Source organism: Clostridium cadaveris (assembly GCF_020911725.1).
In the GTDB taxonomy this organism is placed as follows: Bacteria; Bacillota; Clostridia; order Clostridiales; family Clostridiaceae; genus Clostridium_X; species Clostridium_X cadaveris.
This window is the reverse complement of record NZ_CP076620.1, coordinates 1495562-1516041: the sequence shown is the minus strand read 5'-3', so window position 1 is coordinate 1516041 and position 20480 is coordinate 1495562. Positions and strand designations below refer to the sequence as shown.

The following is a 20480-nucleotide window of genomic DNA, read 5'->3' as shown; positions in this document are numbered from 1 at the left end:
ATTTAATAATCTTATGTTCATTTAATCCCTCCAAACTTATAAACATTCTTTTATTCTTCTACTTCTACAACACCTTTGTACAAGTCATAACCAAATACCATTGATGATCCCTGGAAGTCAGTAACCTTTATTTGGTCAAGGCCTGTTAAGATTTCAACCTCCATATGATCCATATTAAAATTTTTCTTTATATAGTCTAAAATAATAAATTCTCTTACTGTATTAGCTTTCATAATATATTCACTCCTTTTATTGATTTAGCCTTATTCCTTTGCGTTTACGCACTTATAATAATTCAAAGGTGTAATTGCATTACTTGATGGTTCAGTACCTTTGTAATCTTAGCGTATGTTGTTTATACGACTTTAGATTTAATTTTGGTCATATCTGAATATGTCCCCTCTTAAAAATTTTGTAATTTCATTTGTTGGAACGTTAAAAGTCATTGAACATATTTCGCCATGCAGTTTATCAATTTTATAAGGTTTATATCCTTTACGTAAAATCCTGTTTATTACTGTTGCCTTACTGCTATAAATTCTTATTATCTTATCTTGATAATCAATGTTTATATTTGTTTCTGTACTTTCAGAATCCATAACTTGCTTTACGATTGTTATATTATCCATCATTTTACCTCCTAGTGTTAGTACGCTTGTATAATTAAGTATTCAAATTACTTTCCAGTGTATTTATACCTTTAAGAGCGTTGCACTCTCTTATGCCTTCCTAGCGTTGTCTATAGAACTTTTAGAAATGTGTCCATTAAGGACAAGGCTTTTCGCCGCTACCTATTTCTATTTACAGATTTGTTTTTCTACCCAATCTTCTAATCCTTTTTTGGATATAAAATACTTTTCACCTATCATAAACCCAGGAAAGTCTTCTTCTTTCAGTAGAGTGTATATAGCGTTATTACCTATGCCTAGAACCTTAGCAGCCTCTTTAGGTGTGTATGATAACTTTTGGTCTTCTTCTATTGGTTTAAACTCCTTAATTCTTTCTCTAACTTCTGACGCTATAAAGTCAACTGTTAGATTAATAAACTTTTCAAAGTAAGGATCTCTTTGAATATTCTCCATTTAACTCCCTCCAATTCAATAGGGTTTAGCTTGTCCTATTTGATAATTTTTTAAGTGTTACTGTTCATCTGAGATAATTTCTGTTACATCTACTTTTAAAGTTCTTGCTAATAAACCTAAACTTTTAGTAGATGGTTTTTGTTTTCCGTTGATAATTTTTGATACTGTAGTTCTTCCAAGTTTTGATTTTTCAGCTAAATCATTAACTGATAAACATTCTTTCGCCATAGCTATTTTTATTTTGCACAAATCTAAATTCAAATATATTCGCCCCCTTTCAAAAACTCATTTTGTTTCGTCTATAGCTATAATATAAACTCATTTTGTTTCGTTGTCAATATGTTTTATTATTTTTTTAATCTTTTTTACTCATTTTGTTTCTTTTTATTAATTTCAATTGTATAATATACATGAGGTGATAATTTTTGAATATAGGTCAGAGTATAAGAAAAATACGTAAAGATAAAAAACTAACTCTTAAACAAGTGGGAAATAAACTTGGTATGTCAGAACAAGCCATAGGACAGTATGAGCGAGGCGAAAGACAAGTCGCCGCTGGTATGTTAAATAAAATAGCTGATGCTCTTGATGTTCCCGTTAGCAAGTTATTAGAAGATGATACAATAAACTTAACTAATTCTGAAAATGCTAATACCTATATAGATTTAGTTATAGGAATGCCAGAGCTTATACCATTAGTAAATATCTTCAAGAATAATGGTTATGAATTGAATCAAGAGATAAAAGGTGGTGATATCTTTCTTATTAAGGGCGGAAAAGCAATAGCTCAAATACCTGAGAAAGATTTTATTGAAGATGGCAAGAAAATGCTTGATTTTATTAATGAATTTACTGATTTTGAATTTAGTAAACTACTTGATACATTTACGTTTTTATATTAAAAGGAGTGATTATTATGTTAGCAAAATCTAATAAGATCTATGCTTATAAAGACTACCTTACTTATGATGAAAACGAGCGTATAGAGATTATAGGAGGACAAATATATAATATGAGTCCTGCACCATCAAGAATACACCAACAATTAATATCAGACATATCATATGAGTTGCAGCACTATATAAGAAGTAATAAAGGTACTTGCAAGGTCTATGTAGCTCCATTTGATGTAATATTAATTAATGAAGATGAAGAGGTTGAAAATAGTAAGAATGTAGTTCAACCTGATATATCAGTAATATGTGATAAGTCTAAATTGACTGATAAAGGTTGCACTGGCTCACCAGATATGATTGTAGAGGTTGTGTCACCTTATAACCCAAGTAATGACTTTGTAAGAAAATTAAACTTATATCAAGAATTTAAAGTTAAAGAGTATTGGATAGTTAACCCTATAGATAAACGCATATTAGTTTATGTGTTATCTGATAATGGCTATAATGCTCCTATTCACTACACATTTAATGATGTAGTAAAAGTAAATATATTCAATAATCTAAATATAGATTTTTCTAGCTTTGATTTATAGACACTAATAAAATAGCCTATATTAAGCCTTATAAAGCTTTAAATATATTCGCCCCTTATAGAATATGATTTAAACTTAAGGAGGTCTAACAATGGCTAAAACAATATATAAGAAAAAAATTAAAGGTAATAAAGAATATTATTTCTATAGATTAAGACATGAGAATTTAAAATCACCTAAGGATATCTATGGATCCACAGTAAAAGAATTAGAAAATAAGATAAGAAAAATCAAATACGACCTAGACCATGGAATTATTGATAATAAAGAATACTTTGAACCATTCTTTACTGATTGGCTCTTTGAGGTGCATTTTGCACACCTTAAGGCTTCGACAAAAGAAAACTATGAAGGTGTTTATAGGTTATATATAAAGAATAGTTCTCTTTCTAAAATTAAAGTAAGAGATTTAAAATTAATTGATGTGCAAAAGTATTACAATAACTTAGTGAATAACAACTGCACTATTACCAGGATAAAAAACATTCATAAGATAATACGTCCTTTTATTAGATATCTTTATGATAACAATATAATTATCAAGGACTTTTCTTCAGCTATAGTTCTGCCAAAAGAGGATGAAAAAATAAAATTAGCTAAACAAAATAAGATCATCCCTCTTACGTTGGATGAACAAAAAATATTTATTGAAGCAATTAAGGGCCATCACTTAGAAATGCTATTTCTTACAGCTCTTTATACTGGTTTAAGACAAGGTGAGTTATTCGCTCTTACCTGGGATGATATAAATTTTGAAGAAAACTATATTGATGTAAATAAAACATATAAATATATAGCTGATGTGTCAAAGGATGGTCGTTCCAGTGGATATAGTTCTATTCAAACTCCTAAAACATCAAAAAGTGTTAGAAAAGTACCTATACCACAATTTCTCATAAAGCCTTTAATTCAATATAGGAATGAGCAAAGACTAGAAAAAATAAGATATGCTAATTTATACAAGGATAATAATCTAGTGTTTTGTAATAAGCTTGGTGCTTATCTAGTAGATAGTACTGTAGGTCGTCAATACAAAATTATATTGATAAAAAATAATATAACTGATAGAAAGTTTCATGATCTTAGGCATACCTATGCAACTAGATTATTTGAACTTGGAGAGGATCCTAAAACAGTCCAGGAGCTATTAGGTCATAGTACTGTTTCAATTACATTAAATACTTACACTCATGTATTAGAATCAGTTAAGGAAAAAGCCGTTTCAAAGTTGGATAAACTTCAATCAATCTTAAAATAATAAATCCCTCTTTCTTGTCCCTTTAACTCTTCAAAAATCAATAAGGGGCAAAAAAGAGGGCAATGTATAAATATATAAAAAATTATATACTCACAAAGTTAGCATTTAAGCCTATTACAGCTTAAATTTATTTTTATTCTTCCCAACCTTCTGGAAACTCTGCATTATGGTAAACTTCTTGAACGTCGTCATCATCTTCAAGTAAGTCTAACATCTTTTGGAACTTCTTAGCGTCATCTTCATTAATTGAAGTATATGTATCTGGAATCATCTTTACTCCAGCTTCTAAGAATTCTAATCCTTCTGCTTCTAAGGCTTCTCTAACTGTTCCAAAATCTTCTGGAGATGTTGTAACTATGAATACTTCCTCTTCTGCTGCGAAATCCTCTGCTCCAGCATCTAAAGCCATCATCATAACTTCATCTTCATCTAAATCAGCTTTTTCTATTATTATTTCTCCCTTTTCTTGGAACATGAAACCTACACAACCTGAATTACCCATATTTCCGCCGCCCTTTGTGAAGGCATTTCTAACATTACCTGCTGATCTATTCTTGTTGTCTGTAAGAACATCAACAATTACAGCGACTCCACTTGGACCATATCCTTCATAAACTATATTTTCGTAGTTTACTGAATTTGCTTCTCCAGCAGCCTTTTTTATAGCTCTTGATATGTTGTCATTAGGCATGTTTGCAGCTTTTGCTTTTGCAACTACGTCTCTTAATTTACTGTTAGTGTCTAGGTTTGGTCCTCCATTTTTAACTGCAACAACAATTTCCTTACCTATCTTAGTAAATATCTTACCTCTTTTTGCATCTGTCTTACCTTTTTTCGCTTGAATATTATGCCATTTTGAATGTCCTGACATTATAATCGTCCTCCTATCACATCTAAATATATAAACTTTAAATAATATTTTAATTACAATGGCTTAGATTATTAAGCCTTGTGAAAACAAAAATTCCAAATTATTATATCACATAATATACCATGGTTTCAACTTTCTATATATTCTTAAAGAGTCTCGTACCATCTTTAAAATATATATCTTCTTCGGATTTTTCTATGGATATCTTTCCATTAGTAGCTTCTATAAATTCTTTTTCTACTGTATCTACGAAAGTTGTTTCACATAAGAGTCTTATCTTCACCTTATCTGTATATTCCGTATCTTCTATATGCCAGCTGTTTTGACCACATATATATTGTATTTTACCTAATAAATCATAATCAAGAGTAAGACTAACTTCAAGTCCTTTTACTTTTTCAACTATTCCTGCTGCTTTTATGGCAACACTGGCTCCCTTTGTATAGGCTCTAGTAAGTCCTCCAGTTCCTAGAAGCACTCCTCCAAAATATCTAGTCACAACTACAGCACAATCTGTTATCCCGCTCTTTTTTATAACTTCTAAAGCTGGTATTCCTGCAGTTCCTTGAGGTTCACCGTCATCTGTATACCTCTGAATCCCCATATTTTCACCTATTACATAGGCATATACATTATGAGTCGCTTGTTTATGCTTACTTTTTATCTCATCTATAAAAGCTCTGGCTTCTGCTTCATTCTCAACTCTCTTTACGTTTCCTATAAACAAAGATTTTTTTTCTTCAAATTCGTCAGTGGCTCTCAGTTCTTTTATGGTTTTATAACTCATATTATTCCTCCATTAAATCATATAAAATATCTAAACCTTCTTTTATTTTTTCTATTGAAGTTTGAGAATACCCTATTCTGAAATATCTAAGACCGTCTCTAAAATTCTTATAGAATATTACCCCTGGTGTGATTAAAACCTTTTTATCACGGGCCCTGTAAAAGAGTTCCGTAGAATCCATTCTAACACTGTCATTTAAATGTATAAAAAAGTTAAGACCGCCTCCTGGGCTTAAAAAATCTACTTTATCCTTGAACTTTTCTTTTAAGTATTGTTCCATATAATTATATCTCTCACTATACTCTTTGTTCAAGAAATCTATATGCTTTTTCCAAAACCCTTCTTCTATATAAAGAGACAATGCCCTCTGCATAAGGCTGGAAGTGGCTATATCCGTGTTTACCTTACAATTTTGAATAGACTCTCTAAAATTTCTAGGACTTATCATATATCCTATTCTTATTCCAGGTAGAAATATCTTTGAAAAACTCTTTATATATATTACTCTGTCATTTTTATCTAGAGATTTAAAACTCTTGTACGTTATGTCTTTATCAAATATAAGCTCTGATAAGTAATCATCTTCTACTATATAAAAATCATATATCTTAGCAAGTTCTAATATTCTAAGCTTTTTTTCAAGAGAATAAGTACCGCCTGTAGGATTTTGAAAATAGCTCATTGTATAAAGAACCTTCACATTATTTTTCATCAAAATTTTTTCTAATTCCCATAGGTCAATTCCGTCTTTTTCCATGGGTATTTCATAGATATTTGCTCTTCTTCCGTTGAATACGCTCAATGCCCCTCCATAGGTAGGCTTTTCTACTATTACATCATCATTAATATTTACAAGGGCTTTAGATACTATATCTATACCTTGCTGTGCTCCTGAAACTATTAATATATCATTGAAGTCTATGTTCTCATCCCAAAAGCTTTCATAAATAATATTTCTAAGTCCCTCATTCCCTAAAGCCTCTTGGTATGTAAGAGCTTCAGCTCCATCTCTATCTATAACATCATTTAAAACTTTTTTAAAATCCTCCACCGGAAAATAACTACTGCTTGCAGTTTCTCCTGCAAAATCTATTATTTCTTTCATAGTTTTTGAATTTAATCTTTTAAATGTATGCGAATATTCACGTTTAAATGATAATGTATTTTCCTTCTTTTTAGCATAGGTTCCGCTGCCCATTTTCTGTCTTGCATAGCCTTCATCTTGAAGCTTTTTATATGCGTTAACTATAGTCACATTGTTTACTTCCAATGCTTTAGCAAAGTTCCTTATTGGAGGAAGTTTTTCTTCATTTAATATTTTTCCTTTATCTATAAGCCTTTTTATATGCTTTGCTATTTGTACATATTTAGGTTCATCTTCTTTAAACTTTATTAAATACTTCTCCATTCCTATATCCTCCCCCCTTTAATATGGAAAAGCTCCTCTCAAAATAAGAGGAGTCTTTTATTACACATAGTATACATTTTCCTTAACTAAAAGACTACCATCATCAGTGTTATAGTCTCTTCTCATTTTTCGAACAAAACCTTTTTTACATAGAAGTTTAAGTATCTCTTCCATGTCTATGTCAAAATCTTTAAATATAGGATGATTCTTCACTTCATCTACACTTAAAGCCTTGTTTTCATCTCTTATAAATTCTAAAATGAATTCAGTGCTTTCTTTTAAGAGTTCTTCAACTCTTTTTTCTATATAGTTTAGAGTCTCACATATAAGCTCACAATCATCAAATTTTCCATTTAAAACATTTTCCACAACATTTTTAAAATTATCATCTAAATTAGTGGCCATTATTAATGCATCAACGCTTATATTATATCCTGATAAATTAACATAGAATTTCGCAAACTCATCTAATGCTCTTATAGTTACGCTATAAGCAGTATAAAAACCTCTATTATATAAATATTTTCTTGCAACTCCCATAGTTTTTAAAAGTATTCCCAAATAGTACATGGACCATCTTTCTCTATAAGAATCTGGGCAATATCTACCACTGTTATATATATTTGTTATGATATCGTCTTTAGAAAACATAAGTCGGCTAACTGATAAATTTCTATGAAATTTGCTACCCTTAACACTGTTTTCATAAGCTCTTATAAATTGATTTTTTTCCATAACCTTTATATGTACAGGTATTTCTTCTTCTTCTGAATACAAATTTTTAATACTTTTTTTATCAGCACTACATATTATCATTATATCTATATCTGATTCGTCCCATAAATCTCCATTTACAATACTTCCGGACACTAATATAGCTAGGACTTTAGGGTTTTGTTTTAAAGTATTCATTATTATGCCAAAGGTTTTTTGGTACTGAGCTATTGACTTTTCCATGATCCTCCCCCTCTTAATATACATATTTTAATTATATACTGTGAACCTTAAGTATTGCAACTTTCTTATCATAAAACTTGATATATTATAGCATTTTTGCAAGTTTTTATTTTATTTTTCATTTATGTGAATGTTTTCATACATATTTTTATTTTTTATATCTTTAGTAAAAATATATAAGAAAAGCAGCCATAGGACTGCTTTTCAAAATTAATTCTATTTATTTAATAAAAATTCTTTGCATTTATTAAATGCCTCTTCCTCTATTGTTGCTTTAATATAAGTTCCATCTTCTCTATATTCCTCTTCTTCTATTTTGCCGTTTCTATGAAGAAATGCAACCATAGCCTGATCAGTATATGGAATTAGAAATTCTTCTTCTCTCAAGGTATTTGGAATCATATTGCCTATAAGCACTAATAACTCCTCAAGATTTACTCCTTGTTTTGCAGAAATTTCTATAATCTCATATTCTTTAAATTCATCTTTAATTTCTTGAATTTTAAGAGGATCTGCTAAATCTATTTTGTTTAAAGCTAGTATTTGTTTCTTATCCTTTGCACCAAGTTCTCCTAAAACATTCTCGACAGCTATAATTTGCTCTTTAGCTTCTTCGGAAGAAACATCTACAACATGAACTAAAAGATCTGAGTAAATAACTTCTTCCAAGGTAGACTTGAAGGCTTCTACCAAGTCATGAGGAAGCTTTCTTACAAATCCAACTGTATCTGTAAGTGTTATAACTCTGTTGTCTCTTAAAGTTAGAGCTCTTGTTGTTATATCTAAAGTTGCAAAAAGCATATCTGCTTCAAAAACTTTTTCCTTTATTATCATTTCTTTTGATGTAGCTATATCACAAAGGTTATTTCTTAAAGTTGATTTTCCCGCATTAGTATATCCTACTAAAGAAACTTGAGGTATGCTTTGTTTCATTCTTCTATCTCTTTGAGTTTCTCTGTTCCTTTTCACCTTACTTAATTCTTCATTTAAGTCATAAATTCTCTCTCTTATATGTCTTCTATCTATTTCAAGTTTTTTCTCTCCAGGTCCTCTAGTCCCAATACCTCCACCTGTTCTTGATAATACAAGACCAAGCCCTCCTAGTCGTGTCTGTCTATACTTTAATTGAGCAAGCTCTACTTGTATTTTGGACTCACGAGACTTTGCACGTCTAGCGAAAATATCAAGTATCAAAGTAGTCCTGTCAATTACCTTAACTCCTAAGGCTTCTTCTAGATTTCTAACTTGAGATCCTGAAAGTTCATCATCAAAAATAACTATGTTAGCTCTAGTTCCTTGAATTAAATAACCTATTTCCTCAACTTTTCCTCTTCCTATATAAAGAGCTGTATCAATTTTAGTTCTTCTTTGAGAAATTCTTTCTACTGAAGGAATATTGCAAGCTTTTGCAAGTTCCTCTAATTCATCTAGACTCTCTTCACCTTCACAACCAACTAAAATTGCCCTTTCTCCATCATCTTCATAAACTTCATTGTTTCTTATGAGTTCCTCACTATAATTTATTTTATCTGTTATGTTAAAGTTTAAAGCTTTATCTAATGTCATAGGACCATAGCTTTCAACTTGAAGAACATTATCCTGTACAAAGCAGAATCCCATAGTAACTTCCTTTATTATGTCTTCTTGCACTCCTAATGCAATTATAGCGTCAAGCTTCATTCTTATAAGAGCCGAATTGTCTAACGCTGATAGTCTAGAAGTTCCATTTGGATGAGTATGAATAACCCTAACTCCTGACAACTTTCTTTCCCTTATGTCCAACATAGGTACTTCAACAGATGTGCTATCACCTATTGCTACACTTACAACTCTTCCTCGTCTGTCTACAGCAACACTAACCTCTCTTTCAAGAGCTACAGTTGTTTTGAGCATTTTATCTAGTACTTCTTCATTAATAAATGTATTTTTATCTATCTTAATATCATATATATCTTCTAGCCCTTCAAGTAGACTATTCCTAACTCCATCTATATTTCCATATATCATAATTTCACCTCTTATACCTTATGTTTACAACTTGAACTTAATTTTATACCATAATAATTGTCTTGTAAATACAAAGTTACGAGGCTATAATTATACAATATAGTTATTTTATAAAATTTAAAATATGGAGGATGACAATGGAAGAAAAAAAAGTAAATGTACTTATAAACGAAGATCAAATTGCAACTAGAATAAAAGAGCTTGGATCTGAAGTTGCAAAAGAATATGAAGGTAAAAATCTATATGTTCTTTCTCTTTTAAGGGGAAGTTTTGTTTTTGCTGCTGATTTAGTTAGAGCTGTTGATTGCAAAATGAAGATCGGATTCATGACAACTTCCAGCTATGGAGATGGCGAAGAAACTTCTGGCGTAGTTAAAATAATAAACGACATCCCTGATGACATAAAAGATTTCGATGTACTTATAGTTGATGACATAATTGACTCTGGAATAACTATGAACTTCGTTGTAAATCACGTAAAATCTTTAGGAGCAAATTCAGTAAAAACTTGTGTTTTACTAGATAAGCCATCTAGAAGAAAAGTTGATATAAAACCTGATTTCTGTTGTTTTGAGATTGATGACGTATTCGTTGTAGGTTACGGTCTAAATTATGGCGACTTCTATAGAAATGTTCCATACATATTTAACTGGGAAAACTAAGAAAACTATCCCCTTCCTTTTAGGAATGAGGGATAGTTTTTTCTTAATCACATTTAATATTTTATTTCCCATCTATATTTATTGATGTTTCTGGAACCTTACCTACTATTATATTTTCTAAAATAGGTATTTCCGTTCTTATCGCTTCATCCCTACTTAATAATGGTGTGTTTAACATTATCTTTGTCTCAGCTATTAAATATATCTTATGTCTTGTTTGATTTATACCTGCACTCTCGAACTCAGATGAATAAGATATTTTGATATCCTCTATAGGTCTCATATTTATAGTAATTTTAGGCCCATAATGAGCAATTATATTGTTATTAACCACATATCCAATGGGTATTTTAAATCCTAAAGCTCCAAATTCTCTTAAATCATCTTGAGTGTTTAGTGCTATTTCTGATGCTAAAGTATTCATCTTTACCGTGTTTGTCTGCATCATTATTATATTGCCATCTTTATCTCTATCAATTTTCACCATATCTTCGTACTTTATATTATCATCTTTAAATAATTTTTGGACATTACTATTTATTATATATATAGCTTTTGCCCTCATGTCAGCACTACCTAACTCCATAGCTCTTGGCATAACATTTTTATCAAATACATATAAAAAAACGTTAAAAGCTACTACAATGGTCAATATAATAGATATGGCTAAGTATTTGGAGTTTATGCTGCCTCTTATTTTTTTCAAAATATCACTCCTTAGAAATATTAGTGTAATCAATTTAATAATATGCTATAATAGGTTATAATATTTTACTATTGTTTTTAATTAACAATTTAATATTTTTATTTTTGGAGGAAAATATGGGAAAGAAAAATAAAAGTAAAAAAGCTAAATCCTCTTCCTCGAAGATTGCAAAGAGAATACTTATAGGATTGCTTATAGTAATTTTAATAGGAATATTTGCAGCTGGAGGGATTGCTTTAGCAATGATAAAGAGTGCGCCTCCTTTAGATGTAGATGCAATTCATAATTTAAACGAAGACTCGATGATATTTGATAATAAGGATGAATTCATGGATTACGTCCCTACTGTTGAAAAACGTTCGATAGTTTCTTTAAATGAAATGTCTCAATATTTAAAAGATGCCGCAGTCAGCATTGAAGATGAAAGATTCTATAATCACAAAGGTATAGATATTCAAAGAATAATGGGAGCTATGTATACTAATATTAAAAATAAATTCACTGGTTCTCAAGGAATCCACGGTGCTTCTACAATAACTCAACAACTTCTAAAAAACACATTATTAACTAATGAAGTTAATGTAACTAGAAAAGTTCAAGAAATGTATATGGCTATACAGCTTGAAAAAGAATTATCTAAAGATGATATTCTAGAAGCTTACTTAAATACAATTCCTCTAGGTGGAAGAGCTTATGGCGTTGAAGCTGCCGCTATTCAATATTTTGGAAAACGAGCTAAGGATTTAAATCTTGTTGAAAGTGCTTACATAATCGGTGTTACCCAAAACCCTTCAAGATTTTATGCTTTTTCTCCTGCCGCAAAGAAGGATCCTAGTCCTTACATCAATAAAACAAAGACTGTCATTGGAAAAATGCTAGAGAATGGGTATATATCTCAAGAAGACCATGATAAAGCCATTGCAGATATTGATGCAAACGGCATTGCTTTTAATCCTCAGACTACAAATGCAAACAAGCTAAATTATGAATGGTTCTCCGTTCCAGTAATTAATAAGGTTAAAGATGATTTAAAGCTTAAATACAATTACACTGATGATGAGGTTGAAAAGCTCATTACTTATGGCGGTTTAAAAATTTATACTACCATGGATAGAGAACTTCAAGATTATACAACTAATGAAATATTAAATAAAGCTCATACTTTCTTCAGAAGCGTTCCTGCACCTACTAGCGATGGCAACATAGTTCAGCCTCAAATGGGAGCTTCAGTTATGGACTATAGAACTGGTGAAGTAAAAGTTCTTGTAGGAGGACGTGGAGATCATCCACCTATGTCTTATAACAGAGCAACTTCTACAAAATATTTAAGAAACCCAGGTTCAACTATAAAGCCTCTTACAGTATATGCTCCTTTAATAGATTTAAAGATGGCAACTGCTGGAACTGCTATAGATGACTCATCTTCATCGGGTGATTTTTCAGCTAAATATGGTCACAAATTCAACAATGTAACTAACTCTCATTTAGGGTATATAACATTGCGTGAAGCTGTAAGACAATCAGTCAATGTTGCTGCTGTTCAAGCTGAAGATATGCTTGGTCTTTCGAATGGTGTAGCATATGGTGAAAAATTTGGAATAAGATTTAATAGTGCTTCTAAGACTAGTATTTCTGCTCTTGCTTTAGGAGAATTTGATAACAATCCTAAAGATATGGATGGAGTAAATCCATTAACTATGGCTGCTGCTTATGGAACATTTGGAAATGGTGGAACATATACAGATCCTATATTATATACAAAGGTTTTAGATAGAAATGGTCAGGTTATCTTAGAATCAAAACTTGAACAAAAACAGGTTATTTCTCCACAAGCTGCATATATAATGTATGATGTTTTAAAAGGGCCGGTATCTTACACGGGAACTAATGCTAAGTTTGGTTCAATGCCAGTGGCAGGTAAGACAGGATCATCTACTGAATTTAGAAATCTTTGGTTTTCAGGTCTTACTCCTTACTACTCTGCAGCTGTATGGATGGGATCAGATGTTCCAGAGAATTTAAACTCTAAGTATGGACTAAACAGTAACAGTGCTGCCCTTATATGGGGTAAAATAATGTCCAAAGTTCATAATGGATTAGATTATAGAGAAATTGAAATGCCAACAGGCATAGTAAAAGAACAAATATGTTCAGTATCTGGTAAACTTGCTACTGATTTATGTGCTAAAGACCCTAGGGGTTCTAAGGTTTATACTGAATTATTTATAGATGGAACAGCTCCTACAAGTCTTTGTGATGCTCATGTAAGCGCAAAAGTAAACAAAACTAATAATAAGCTTGCTACAGATAAGACTTTATCAGAGCTTATAGAGGAAAGAGTTTTCTTAAGTGATAAATATGTTTCAACTTCAGATGACGCTCAATACAAGGTTCCTACAGAACAAGATGATAGTGTTCCTACAGTGGAAGAACCTATAACCCCACCAAAAGATGATGATAAAGACAAAGAAGATGATAAAAAACCTGTTGATCCATCAAAACCTGGTGGAAATGGTAACAACAATGGAAACAAACCTGGTGGAAATGGAAATAGCAATAAACCAGGCAATTAATTAAAAAATTAAAGGTAGTCTAATTATTAGACTACCTTTTTGTTTCATTTGTATATGTATTATAATAAAAATATTATTTCAAATAATGGAGGAATGAGTATTGAGAATTGACACACATATCCATATAACACCACCTGATATTATCAGAGATTATAAAAAAATTGAAGATAAAGAGCCCTACTTTAAGATGCTTTGTGAGGCTCCACATAATAAATTTGCTACAGCTGATGATGTAGTAAATCACTTAAAATACAGCAATTTTGATAAAGGAATAGTTTTTGGTTTTTCATTTCAAGATATGGGTCTTTGTAGATATGTAAATGACTATACAATGGACTCAATAAAAAGATATCCTAACGAACTTATAGGTTTTATGGCAATCCCTGCAAACCATAAAGAAATAACAAAAGAAATAGATAGATGTTATAAAGGTGGATTAAAAGGTGTAGGTGAATTGTTTCCCGAAGGTCAACAACTAGATATAGCTAATCTGCATAAAACAGATTTAAAAGCATGCTGTTTAGAATACAATTTACCACTACTAATTCATACAAATGAATTAGTTGGACATTATTATGCAGGTAAAACAAGCGTACCCCTTGAGCATATTGAAGCCTTTATCAACAATCATAAAGAAATTCCTATCATATTAGCCCATTTTGGCGGAGGACTATTATTTTATGAACTAATGAATGAAATTAAAAGTAATTTTTCAAATGTGTATTACGATACTGCAGCATCATTATTTTTATATAATAAAAAAATATATAACGTAATTCGAGAAATAGGTGTCATGGACAAAATTTTATTTGGTTCTGATTATCCCCTTCTTCCAATAGAAAGGTATGAAGCCAGTTTAAATGAACTCTCAGAAGAAGAAAAGTCGAAAATTATGGGTGATAATGCCTTGAAATTATTAAAAAAATGTAGAGCTTTATAAAAAGCTCTACATTTTTATTTTCTATCTATTTGCTGAATAAAGATTTAATCCAAGCTACAAAACCTTTTTTCTCTTGCTTTTCTTCTACCTTCTTAGTTTCTTCCTTCTTTTCAGCTTTTATTTCTTCTGTCTTCATTATGAATTTAACTTTTCCGCTCATATCCTCACTTATACCTGAGTAGCTGTTATATTCCTTCGATAACTTTACAAGCTCATCTTTTACATCTATTAAGTTATCTATATCTGATATCTTTTCAGTACCTACTTCATGAAGTTTTCCTATACCTTCATTTTGTAAAGTATCCATGCCTGTCTTTAAATCGCCTGTACCTTGTAATAGCTTATTAGACCCTTCTAAAAGCTGTCCAGAACTATTAGCTAATGTGCCAATTCCTTTATTTAATTCATCTGCTCCATTCATCAATGTATTTACACTTGATGATATCTTATTCATGTTATCTCCACCTAGGGCATTAACACCATCGGCTAATTTTTGTGATCCAGCTTGAAGAGGAAGACTTCCTTCTTTTTTAAGCTGATTTCCTGCTCCATTCAAGCCATTTAAGCCTGAATTTAAAGCAGCCACACCATTTAACAATGATTCATTTCCTTCATATAAAGCTCCATATAGCTGATTCAAGCCTCCAGTAATCATGTCATCAGATGTCTTTAATTTTTCCAATGCTGGCTCTAATGATTTTAATCCATCGATTAAACCATTAAGCTGTTGCTTTTGAGGTGCTTCATCTGGTAATGTTCCATATATGCCCTCTAATACTGGTACTGCTGCTGATAATTGTTTAGCAGTTTCATAAAGATTATTTATGCCTTTATTTTCATCATTTTTGCCAGCAATCAAAGTCTTAGCAGATACTTGAGATTTTTTAATACCCTCTAAAACTTTAGCTGATCCCTGTGATGCTTCATCAAGCTTACTCAAGAACAAATCAAATTTACTATTGTAAGCTTTTAATCCATTGTTTAGATCATTTACTCCACCTACTAATTGTTGTCCTTGTTTTACTATTGCTGGATACTTATCTCCTATAAGCTTTAATCCACCATAAAGCTTACCAAACCCAGCATCAACTTTACCTACTCCATCATTAAACATTGCAAAATTATCATTAAATGTCTTTTGACCATCAGCAAGTTGAATAGAGCCATCTAGCAGAGCCTTTCCTCCGTCATTTAACTTATTTAAAGCATCCTTAAGCTCGTCTACATTTTCTACTCCATCAATTTTATCTATATCAGGTATTTCAGGTGTAGCTACAAACATCATAGAACTTAATTCAAAATCCTTAACATCTGCTTCAACAATCATAGTATCCTTCAATGCATCAAAATCCTCTAACTTTAAGCTTTCTTTTAAACCTGGCAATGCAGCAAAAGTTAATACTTGCTTATCTCCATCATCTATCATTGATGCACCATCTACTTTTACATTAGAGAACTTATCTGTTGGAATTATAACAGTTCCTGCTACTGTAAACGGAACATATACTTCTCTCTCAGCTCCATCAACATTTATAGTTCTCTTTTCATTGTTCTTTACAGAAATAGTGATTTTTACTTTTCCGTCTTTTCCTACAAGATCTGATGGTTTTATAGATTTTCCATTTAATTCATAATTAACTACTACATCTAAAGGAAGCCTCTTATCACATTTTCCATTGTAATATAAATCTTTTTTATCACTGTTCCACACCATATAATCATTTTCTAAAACAGGTTTTTCGTCACCTTTTACATTTTTCACGTCTCTTAAAGATGATTTATCCTTTAAATTCTTAATAGCCTCATCGCTGCTTATCCAGTTAGAAACTGTATTGCTTACATCTTTTCCTTCACTGTCTAAGTTAACATAGACAGTTTCATCCTTGCTTATTGTTGCTGCATAAGCAGGCATTGCACTAGTCATCATAGTTCCAACCATTACTAATGCTAAAACTTTTTTAGACATTGCCTTATATTGCATCTTTCATCGCCCTTTCTTCTACGTTCTTTCCAAAACCCTTACTTGTTTTTTCTATTATTCCATCACAAACTAAAAGGATGGATGGTAAAATAAAGATTATTACAAACATACTTATTAATGCTCCTCTAGACATTAAATTGCATAGAGAGCTTATCATCTCAAGTTTAGATATAAGTCCTACCCCTGCTGTTGCTGCAAAGAATGTTAACGCACTTGTTACTATAGATTTAGCTGAGCTTTGTACTGCAACTTCAACAGCTTCGAATTTATCTAATCCAGCATTTCTTTCATCTTTAAATCTTGAAGTAAGAAGTATCGCATAATCTACAGTTGCTCCAAGCTGTATAGTACCTATTACTATGGATGCTATAAATGGTATTACTGTTCCTGTATAGAAAGGTATTCCCATATTTATGAATATAGCCAGTTCTATTGCTAGTACTAATAATATTGGTATAGTTAAAGATTTAAATACAAGTGCTATTATTGCAAAAATAGCTACTATTGAAACTACATTAACTTTCTTAAAATCGCTGTCTGCTATTCTTATTAGATCTTTAGTTAATGGTGCTTCTCCTCCAATTAGTCCTTCGCTGTCATACTTTTTAACTATTTTTTCTATATCATCAAGCTGATTGTTTACTTCATCACTAGCTGCGGCATATTTAGAGTTTATAATTAGTCTTTCATAACCATCACTTTTAACCATCTTCATCAAATCTTGTGGAAGAAAATCTATTGGAACTCTTGGTCCTAAAACTTTTTCTAATGCTATAACAGAACTTATTCCATCCAAATTTTCAATTTCATCAATCATCTGCTTTTTATTATAACCATCTAAATCTTCACGAACTAATATCATATTTGTAGAAGTCATGTTATAATCATTCTTCATTTTATTAGTTGCAACTATGGATGGTAGATCTTGAGGTAAAGACCTGTCCAAATTATAGTAAACTTTAGCATGGCTGTTTCCATAAATAGCTGGTATAAATAAAACTATAAATACAGCTATGAAAGCTTTATAATGCTTGGTCACAAATTTTGCAGTTCCTTTGAATTCTGGAAGAAGTTGTTTATGGTTATATTTATGAATTACTCTATCAAAAGTAAGAATCAATGCTGGAAGTATTGTTAGAGTACATAGAACTCCTAGTAACACTCCTTTTGCCATTACAATTCCTATATCTTTACCTAAAGTAAGTTCCATAACTATAAGAGCCATAAAGCCTGCTATAGTTGTAAGAGAGCTTCCTGTTATAGATGCGAAAGTCTTTTCAATAGCACTAGCCATCGCTTCTGTTCTATCTTCAGTGACTGCTCTTTCTTCATCATATCTGTGAAGAAGGAATATAGAGTAATCCATGGTAACTCCTAATTGAAGTACAGCTGCTAATGCCTTTGTTACATAAGATATTTGTCCTAAAAATACGTTAGTTCCAAAATTATATATTATTGCTATTCCTATGCTAGTAAGAAAAATAATTGGTGTTACATAGGATGTCATGGTTAATGATAAAACAAGAACTGATAGTGCTACTGCTAGTAAAACATAAAATGGTGTTTCCTTATCTGCTAAATCTTTTGTATCTTTTACAATTCCAGCGGTTCCTCCTAAAAAGATTTCTTTATCTGTTAGATGCCTTATTTCTTCTATGGCCTCTTGTGTTTCTTCTGCTGATGAACCCTCAGACATTGTTATAAGTATCATTGTTGAATTTTCGCCGCTATAGAATAAGTTTTTTACCTCTTCTGGGTATATATCTTGTGGTACAGTAGTATCAGCAAGATCATCTATCCATATAGCCTCTTCAACACTTGGTACCTTTGCTATCTTATTTTTTAAATCTACTACATCTTTGCTATCCATATTTTCAACAATCAGCATCGATATAGTTCCTGTATTAAAGTTATCCTTTAATATCTCTTGTGCCTTCATGGTATCTAATTCTTCTGGTAGATAGCTTAGTAAATCGTAATTTATCTTAGTTTTTAGTGAACCAAATACACTAGGAATTAAAAGCACTATGGCTATCACCAAGATAAACTTTCTGCTTTCTGCTATCTTCTTACACAACTTTTGCATAATACCTCCCCTTTTCTTGAATGTCTCCCTTTTTATTTTTGTACTCAGTAGTCAGTTTTGTCTCATATATAGATATTATGACTTTTGTACTGACTAGTCAATATATGTGTGTATCTTTTTACTTTTTGTACATATTACTAAATTGTATTTAAAGTTATAATAATTGTATTATTACCATACAAACTATTCACTTTATTATTTTGTAAATGATTTCAATGACTTTTTAATTATTTTTTTAAATAAAAAAGGATATTAAAATTCATTTCATTTTAATATCCTAAGATTATTTATTATAAAAGTTATTTTTTTGTTTTTATTTTATTCATATTTTAAATTTCTATTAGTTACTTCTTGCTTCCTTCATAGCTGCTTCACCTTTTTCTTGAGCTGATTTCAAAGCATCATCCACTGATTTTTGTCCTTTGAATACTTGTTCAAGTTCTCCTCCTAAAGTGTCAAGAGCAGGAATAACACCTATATTTCTAGCTCCTTGCCATCCTTTATCTAAAGTCTCTAAAGGAACTTTTTTTACTGGATTTTCGCTTAAGAATTTTTTATAGTTCTCTGATTCAAAAGCCGACTTTCTAACAGGAATATAACCTGTGTTTTCAGAGAAGTAAGCTGTATTTTCAGTATCTGTTAAATACTTAATATATAACCAGCTTGCAAGTTTTTGTTCATCACTGCCACCATTAAATACAGCTACATTAGTTCCATAATATAATTGTACATCTTCTTTATAGGTTGGAAGTGCTGCTGAAAACCATTTTGCTTTCATTCCTTTTTGTATGTAAGGAATTGCTGAGGTTGAGCAAATTGCCATTGCTGCTTTTTCTTGATTAAATGTAGTGTTTGCGTTCTTATCTTCTCCTGCAAGTCTTGCAGTTTTATCATTTATCATTGAAGCTATAAACTCAACTGCTGCTTTAGTTTCTGGTGTATTAAAGTTTATTTTATCTGCTTTTTCATCTATAACTTCTCCACCAGCTTGTTTAACCCATATTCCTATATCAGTAGATATATTATTTTCTAAAGCTAATCCATACACTTCTGGAGTTCCATCATTATTATTATCTACAGTAAGCTTTTTAGCTGCTTCTTTTAATTCATCCCAAGTCTTAGGAACTTCTACGTTCTTTGCTTTTAACATATCTTCATTATAATATAACACCATTTGACTCTTATTTAATGGAAATGCATATTGTTTTCCATCCCATTCTCCATCTTTTAAGAACATCTCTGGTACATCCTTAATGCTTTCATCACTAAGTCCAACTTCTTTATTTGTCATATATGGTTTTAAGTCTTCTGCTAAGCCTTTTTCAACATACCATGACAACCTATTGGAATAGATTTGAGTCATGTTAGGAAGTGTATTAGATTTCGCTGCTCCCATAAGTTTGTCAAATAAGTCTCTATAAGAACCTTGATATACTAAATTTACTTTTATGTTCTCATTTTTCTTCTCGAAGTCATCAGTAAGCTTCTTTAGTGCTTCCTCATTTGCGCCCTTCATCGCATGCCAAAAAGAAATTTCTACAGGTTTTTCAATTTTAGTTGCTATACCCTTTTCTTCTTTTTTTTCTGTTGCCTTATCCTTGCCACATGCTGCAAGGCTCACTGTCATTGCAGCAAGAAGCACCATTGATATTAGTCTTTTTTTCATCTTGTCA

Annotated in this window: 19 protein-coding genes; 6 read left to right on the top strand and 13 right to left on the bottom strand. The window is 31.1% G+C overall.

Translation table 11 applies throughout. The features are described from left to right. Nucleotides 1–50: 50 nt before the first annotated feature. From KQH81_RS07020 to KQH81_RS07005, 4 genes are all read right to left on the bottom strand, one after another. Nucleotides 51–233 carry a hypothetical protein gene (locus KQH81_RS07020; RefSeq protein ID WP_230029142.1) on the bottom strand — a complete coding sequence of 61 codons (183 nt, stop codon included), beginning with the start codon at nt 231–233 and terminating at the stop codon, nt 51–53. Between the two features lie 138 nt (nt 234–371). Further along, a complete protein-coding gene (locus tag KQH81_RS07015; RefSeq protein ID WP_230028620.1) occupies nt 372–629 on the bottom strand; it encodes a hypothetical protein in 258 nt (85 codons plus the stop codon). A gap of 168 nt (nt 630–797) precedes the next feature. Continuing rightward, a complete protein-coding gene (locus KQH81_RS07010) occupies nt 798–1082 on the bottom strand; it encodes a helix-turn-helix domain-containing protein (RefSeq protein WP_230029140.1) in 285 nt (94 codons plus the stop codon). A gap of 57 nt (nt 1083–1139) precedes the next feature. Beyond that, entirely contained in the window at nt 1140–1343 is a 204-nt protein-coding gene (locus tag KQH81_RS07005) for a helix-turn-helix transcriptional regulator (protein ID WP_230029139.1), read from the bottom strand. A 164-nt stretch (nt 1344–1507) separates the two neighbouring features. Between KQH81_RS07005 and KQH81_RS07000 the strand changes: the two genes are divergently transcribed. From KQH81_RS07000 to KQH81_RS06990, 3 genes are all read left to right on the top strand, one after another. Then, a complete protein-coding gene (locus tag KQH81_RS07000) occupies nt 1508–1984 on the top strand; it encodes a helix-turn-helix domain-containing protein (protein ID WP_230029138.1) in 477 nt (158 codons plus the stop codon). Nucleotides 1985–1998: 14 nt separating this feature from the next. Beyond that, nucleotides 1999–2571 carry a Uma2 family endonuclease gene (locus KQH81_RS06995; protein WP_230029137.1) on the top strand — a complete coding sequence of 191 codons (573 nt, stop codon included), beginning with the start codon at nt 1999–2001 and terminating at the stop codon, nt 2569–2571. 91 nt (nt 2572–2662) lie between these two features. Continuing rightward, nucleotides 2663–3829: a tyrosine-type recombinase/integrase gene (locus KQH81_RS06990; protein WP_230029136.1), complete on the top strand. Its 1167-nt coding sequence runs from the start codon at nt 2663–2665 to the stop codon at nt 3827–3829. Between the two features lie 133 nt (nt 3830–3962). Here the strand turns inward: KQH81_RS06990 and KQH81_RS06985 are convergent, their stop codons facing one another. The 5 genes from KQH81_RS06985 to hflX all read right to left on the bottom strand — a co-directional run bounded on the left by KQH81_RS06985 (nt 3963) and on the right by hflX (nt 9859). Next, nucleotides 3963–4700, bottom strand: a complete 738-nt coding sequence (locus KQH81_RS06985) for a YebC/PmpR family DNA-binding transcriptional regulator (RefSeq protein WP_027638008.1) — start codon at nt 4698–4700, stop codon at nt 3963–3965. Nucleotides 4701–4836: 136 nt separating this feature from the next. Next, nucleotides 4837–5487 carry a YigZ family protein gene (locus KQH81_RS06980; protein ID WP_027638007.1) on the bottom strand — a complete coding sequence of 217 codons (651 nt, stop codon included), beginning with the start codon at nt 5485–5487 and terminating at the stop codon, nt 4837–4839. 1 nt (nt 5488) lies between these two features. Then, a complete protein-coding gene (pdxR, locus tag KQH81_RS06975; protein WP_027638006.1) occupies nt 5489–6895 on the bottom strand; it encodes a MocR-like pyridoxine biosynthesis transcription factor PdxR in 1407 nt (468 codons plus the stop codon). Nucleotides 6896–6955: 60 nt separating this feature from the next. Beyond that, nucleotides 6956–7852, bottom strand: coding sequence for a nucleotidyltransferase domain-containing protein (locus KQH81_RS06970; RefSeq protein ID WP_027638005.1), 897 nt, complete (start codon nt 7850–7852; stop codon nt 6956–6958). A gap of 216 nt (nt 7853–8068) precedes the next feature. Beyond that, nucleotides 8069–9859 (bottom strand): GTPase HflX, encoded by a 1791-nt coding sequence (gene hflX / locus KQH81_RS06965; protein WP_027638004.1) that lies wholly within the window; start codon nt 9857–9859, stop codon nt 8069–8071. A gap of 137 nt (nt 9860–9996) precedes the next feature. On the opposite strand from hflX, the gene hpt reads away from it, so the two are divergent. Further along, nucleotides 9997–10521, top strand: coding sequence for a hypoxanthine phosphoribosyltransferase (gene hpt / locus KQH81_RS06960; protein ID WP_027638003.1), 525 nt, complete (start codon nt 9997–9999; stop codon nt 10519–10521). Between the two features lie 61 nt (nt 10522–10582). Here the strand turns inward: hpt and yunB are convergent, their stop codons facing one another. Continuing rightward, on the bottom strand, nt 10583–11227 hold the full coding sequence (yunB, locus tag KQH81_RS06955) for a sporulation protein YunB (protein ID WP_051196192.1): 645 nt from the start codon (nt 11225–11227) through the stop codon (nt 10583–10585). Between the two features lie 116 nt (nt 11228–11343). Between yunB and KQH81_RS06950 the strand changes: the two genes are divergently transcribed. Both KQH81_RS06950 and KQH81_RS06945 read left to right on the top strand, forming a co-directional pair. Then, entirely contained in the window at nt 11344–13800 is a 2457-nt protein-coding gene (locus KQH81_RS06950; RefSeq protein ID WP_051196191.1) for a transglycosylase domain-containing protein, read from the top strand. 100 nt (nt 13801–13900) lie between these two features. Beyond that, nucleotides 13901–14740 carry an amidohydrolase family protein gene (locus tag KQH81_RS06945; protein WP_027638001.1) on the top strand — a complete coding sequence of 280 codons (840 nt, stop codon included), beginning with the start codon at nt 13901–13903 and terminating at the stop codon, nt 14738–14740. A 25-nt stretch (nt 14741–14765) separates the two neighbouring features. On the opposite strand, the gene KQH81_RS06940 is transcribed toward KQH81_RS06945, so the two are convergent. The 3 genes from KQH81_RS06940 to KQH81_RS06930 form a co-directional block, all read right to left on the bottom strand. After that, the gene (locus tag KQH81_RS06940) at nt 14766–16721 is read right to left on the bottom strand and encodes a hypothetical protein (RefSeq protein WP_230029134.1); all 1956 of its coding nucleotides are present in this window, start codon (nt 16719–16721) and stop codon (nt 14766–14768) included. Then, nucleotides 16711–18807 carry an efflux RND transporter permease subunit gene (locus KQH81_RS06935; protein WP_027637999.1) on the bottom strand — a complete coding sequence of 699 codons (2097 nt, stop codon included), beginning with the start codon at nt 18805–18807 and terminating at the stop codon, nt 16711–16713. Before KQH81_RS06935 ends, KQH81_RS06940 begins: the two co-directional genes overlap by 11 nt. Before the next feature lie 340 nt (nt 18808–19147). Continuing rightward, complete coding sequence (locus KQH81_RS06930; RefSeq protein WP_027637998.1) at nt 19148–20473, bottom strand: ABC transporter substrate-binding protein; 1326 nt, start codon at nt 20471–20473, stop codon at nt 19148–19150. Nucleotides 20474–20480: the final 7 nt, after the last annotated feature.

What these genes read in the sequence shown, in the direction of transcription:
- KQH81_RS07020 (WP_230029142.1), bottom strand. Translation starts at nt 233, where the DNA reads ATGAAAGCTAATACAGTAAGAGAATTTATTATTTTAGACTATATAAAG.
- KQH81_RS07015 (WP_230028620.1), bottom strand. Translation starts at nt 629, where the DNA reads ATGGATAATATAACAATCGTAAAGCAAGTTATGGATTCTGAAAGTACA.
- KQH81_RS07010 (WP_230029140.1), bottom strand. Translation starts at nt 1,082, where the DNA reads ATGGAGAATATTCAAAGAGATCCTTACTTTGAAAAGTTTATTAATCTA.
- KQH81_RS06995 (WP_230029137.1), top strand. Translation starts at nt 1,999, where the DNA reads ATGTTAGCAAAATCTAATAAGATCTATGCTTATAAAGACTACCTTACT.
- KQH81_RS06990 (WP_230029136.1), top strand. Translation starts at nt 2,663, where the DNA reads ATGGCTAAAACAATATATAAGAAAAAAATTAAAGGTAATAAAGAATAT.
- KQH81_RS06985 (WP_027638008.1), bottom strand. Translation starts at nt 4,700, where the DNA reads ATGTCAGGACATTCAAAATGGCATAATATTCAAGCGAAAAAAGGTAAG.
- KQH81_RS06980 (WP_027638007.1), bottom strand. Translation starts at nt 5,487, where the DNA reads ATGAGTTATAAAACCATAAAAGAACTGAGAGCCACTGACGAATTTGAA.
- pdxR (WP_027638006.1), bottom strand. Translation starts at nt 6,895, where the DNA reads ATGGAGAAGTATTTAATAAAGTTTAAAGAAGATGAACCTAAATATGTA.
- KQH81_RS06970 (WP_027638005.1), bottom strand. Translation starts at nt 7,852, where the DNA reads ATGGAAAAGTCAATAGCTCAGTACCAAAAAACCTTTGGCATAATAATG.
- hflX (WP_027638004.1), bottom strand. Translation starts at nt 9,859, where the DNA reads ATGATATATGGAAATATAGATGGAGTTAGGAATAGTCTACTTGAAGGG.
- hpt (WP_027638003.1), top strand. Translation starts at nt 9,997, where the DNA reads ATGGAAGAAAAAAAAGTAAATGTACTTATAAACGAAGATCAAATTGCA.
- KQH81_RS06950 (WP_051196191.1), top strand. Translation starts at nt 11,344, where the DNA reads ATGGGAAAGAAAAATAAAAGTAAAAAAGCTAAATCCTCTTCCTCGAAG.
- KQH81_RS06940 (WP_230029134.1), bottom strand. Translation starts at nt 16,721, where the DNA reads ATGCAATATAAGGCAATGTCTAAAAAAGTTTTAGCATTAGTAATGGTT.
- KQH81_RS06935 (WP_027637999.1), bottom strand. Translation starts at nt 18,807, where the DNA reads ATGCAAAAGTTGTGTAAGAAGATAGCAGAAAGCAGAAAGTTTATCTTG.
- KQH81_RS06930 (WP_027637998.1), bottom strand. Translation starts at nt 20,473, where the DNA reads ATGAAAAAAAGACTAATATCAATGGTGCTTCTTGCTGCAATGACAGTG.